Source organism: Cellulomonas citrea (assembly GCF_009829685.1).
GTDB lineage: Bacteria > Actinomycetota > Actinomycetes > Actinomycetales > Cellulomonadaceae > Cellulomonas > Cellulomonas citrea.
Genome location: NZ_VWSD01000263.1, coordinates 1 through 1,978 on the forward strand (window position 1 = coordinate 1; position 1,978 = coordinate 1,978).

General features: G+C 76.8%; 2 protein-coding genes and 1 pseudogene. All 3 read left to right on the plus strand.

What is annotated here, in order from left to right; translation table 11 throughout:
• On the plus strand, positions 1-625 hold a 625-nt coding region (locus F2B26_RS15965; RefSeq protein ID WP_210766856.1), incomplete at its 5' end, for an FHA domain-containing protein.
• Between the two features lie 41 nt (positions 626-666).
• Entirely contained in the window at positions 667-1,506 is an 840-nt protein-coding gene (locus F2B26_RS15970; RefSeq protein ID WP_235929719.1) for a PP2C family protein-serine/threonine phosphatase, read from the plus strand.
• Positions 1,503-1,978, plus strand: a pseudogene (locus tag F2B26_RS15975) (hypothetical protein); the annotation flags it as partial. The gene F2B26_RS15970 and the pseudogene F2B26_RS15975, both read left to right, overlap by 4 nt.

The following is a 1,978-nucleotide window of genomic DNA, read 5'->3' on the forward strand; positions in this document are numbered from 1 at the left end:
CGTGCCCGCCCCGCTCGTGGCACCGCTCCCGCCCGTTGCGCCACCCGTCGCGCCGGTGCCGCCCGTTGCGCCACCCGTCGCGCCGGTGCCGCCCGTCGCAGCGCCGACGGAGCTCGCACCGCCGACGGTGCTCGCGCCGCCGGTCGTCTCCGCGCCGCCCGCTCCGCCGCCGCCGGCCCCACCGGCTCAGCCCGTCGCCGCCCCCGCGCTCACCGCGCCGCCGGTCGTCGTGGACCCCGACGACGAGGACGACGTCGAGGGCACGGTCGTCGTGTCCCGGACGCCGTTCCGCCCCTGGTCGCTGCACCTGGACGACGGGCGCACGTTCGAGGTGCTGGGCCGGGCCGTCGTCCTGGGCCGTCGGCCGGTGGTCACCGACCTGGGCGTCCAGCTGCTGGCGGTCCCCGACCCCACGCGCACGTTGTCCAAGACCCACGCCCGGCTGGACCTGGTCGACGACCAGTGGCACGTCACCGACCTGGGCTCGACCAACGGTGTCCTGCTCGTCGGTGCGGACGGCACGGAGCGCCCGGTCGACGCCGGTGTCCCGACCCCGGTGGCGGGCAGGTTCGTCCTCGGCTCGGTCGGGATGTGGCTGACGAGCGCGGCCGACGGTGCGCGGTGACGGGCGCGACGGGGCAGGGGCCTCGTGAGACGGGCGCCGGCGTGAACGACGGGCGCGCCGTGGTCGACGGTGTCGAGCTGGTGTGGGCCGCGTGCTCGGACCGCGGCCGGGTGCGCCCCGCGAACGAGGACGCGTTCCTCGGCGCACCGCCGGTGTTCGTCGTGGCCGACGGGATGGGCGGCTACGAGGCCGGTGACCTGGCCAGCGCCGCGGTCGTCGGCGCCTTCGCGGCGCATGTGACCGGTCCGGGCGTCACCACCCTCGCCCAGCTGCGCGAGGCGCTCGCGGCCTGCGTCGTCGCCGTGCGGGAGGTGGCGGCGGGCACCCGGCGTGGCGCGGGCAGCACGGTGACCGGGGTGGCGCTCGTCGAGCACCTCGGGCTGCCGCACTGGTTGGTGTTCAACGTCGGGGACTCGCGCGTCTACCGGCACCTGGCCAGCACCCTCGAGCAGCTCACGGTGGACCACTCGGTGGGCCAGGAGCTGGTGGCGGCGGGCCGGCTCCAGGCGGCCGAGCTCGCGGGCTTCGCCGGGCGCAACGTGATCACCCGGGCCATCGGCGCGGACGACTCGACCGCGGACAGCTGGCTGATGCCGGTGACCAACGGCGAACGTCTGCTGCTGTGCTCGGACGGGCTCTACCGGGAGCTGGCCGACGAGTCCATCCGCGCGGCGCTCACCATGAGCGGCGCGCCGACCTCGGCGGCGGACGCCCTGGTGCGCCTGGCGAACCAGGCGGGCGGTCGGGACAACGTCACCGTCCTCGTGCTCGACGTGCGCTCAGGAGGACGGCGCCCCGGGCTGGACGGCGACTCGACCGCCTCGGCGACCCCGTTGCACGACGCGACGGACGACGGCACGACGATCGAGGTGGTCCGATGAGCGCGCTGCCTGACGACGTGTCGGGACCGCCCGCGCCCGACACCGACGACGCGCCGGAGGACCACACGGTCGTGGCGCACGGCGTGAGTGCGCTCGGCGACGACCTGGCCCCGGACGGCACCGTCATGGTCGGACGCGCCGCGCCGCTGGACGGCACGGTGATGGTGAGCCGCGAGGCCCCGTTGGACGGCACTGTGATGGTGAGCCGCGAGGCCCCGTTGGACGGCACGGTCGTCGTGAGCCGCGCCGCCCCGGACGACGGCACGGTCGTGGCCGCTAGGTCCGCCCCGCTCGACGGCACGTTCCTGGTGAGCCGGCCCGCACCGTCGACCGGCGAGGTGATGGCCGACCCCGTCCTGCGCGCGCCGCGCGGACCCGCGCCGAGCCCCTCTCGCCGCGCTCGTCGTGCGCCCAGCGGTCTGCCGGTCGAGGACGCCTCGTACCGGCCCCGCCCGGTGCCCCCGCCGCCGGC